The following is a 919-nucleotide window of genomic DNA, read 5'->3' on the forward strand; positions in this document are numbered from 1 at the left end:
TTTTAAAATTAAATTTGCCAGAATCAATTACAGTCGAACAAGTAACCGAAGAAATAAGAGTGTTTCAAGAGGAGCTAGGTCATTATCTTTATGAGTATGAGGGGATTGGTAAAAAAGCTAGAAATGTTTGTAAAAGTACTGAATGATAAGGATTTTGATAAAAAATTTAGTATAGAAATACTATTGGAATAACAAGAACTAATCCTATGGTGGTTAAAGATTAACTATCTTTATGTTATTGATTAATATATTTGTCATAGTGCTCTTGGTACTGTGCTTTTATATTATGTTCTCCTAGAATTTCAAATACCTGAAGTGCTTGTTTCATCTTTTCGATTCCGTTCGCAAGATTGCACTTAAATTCAAAGTATCCACATGTATATAAGAAGACGGTTTGTTCATAATAGTTTAATTCATTATTTAGTAATTTTTTTATTTCTTTGATTAGAAAACTACAATTTTGAAATTCTTCTTTATCAATACTAACAATTAGGCAATTGATTGCCAATTGTGTAACAAGCCGTTTATTTGTCTTATTTAATGTTGAATAGATATAATTTTTTAACATTTCTATAGTTAATAGGAAGTAGGAGTTATATTTAATTGTTCTTACACAGTTACCTAATAGGATAATTTCATAGTAACCCCAGTTTTCAACTTTAAAAAGATAATCTGTAAGCTGTAATAACTCCTCGTCCGAGGGGAGAAAATTTTTATTTGTTGTATAGAGAATCGATTTTACCATTGTCTTTTCATAAGGACCCAAGTTATAACTTGAAGATTTTGATAGTAATTCAATAATACTATCAAAATTTTTTGTGGAATAGTGTTTTCGAATATATTGCACCAAGTTAGCGAATGATCCAGTTCTAGTAGAATTATTGTCATGAAGAATAATAAATTCATCCAAAGTTATATG

The 919-nt window shown here is 27.7% G+C and carries 1 protein-coding gene; it reads right to left on the reverse strand.

Going from position 1 to position 919, the window contains the following annotated elements; all coding sequences use genetic code 11:
- Nucleotides 1-235: 235 nt before the first annotated feature.
- Nucleotides 236-919 (reverse strand): Rgg family transcriptional regulator (locus HMPREF2837_RS07385; protein ID WP_075230794.1); only part of this gene is annotated, 684 nt, incomplete at its 5' end.

Source organism: Streptococcus sp. HMSC071D03 (genome assembly GCF_001812125.1).
GTDB classification, from domain to species: domain Bacteria; phylum Bacillota; class Bacilli; order Lactobacillales; family Streptococcaceae; genus Streptococcus; species Streptococcus pseudopneumoniae_N.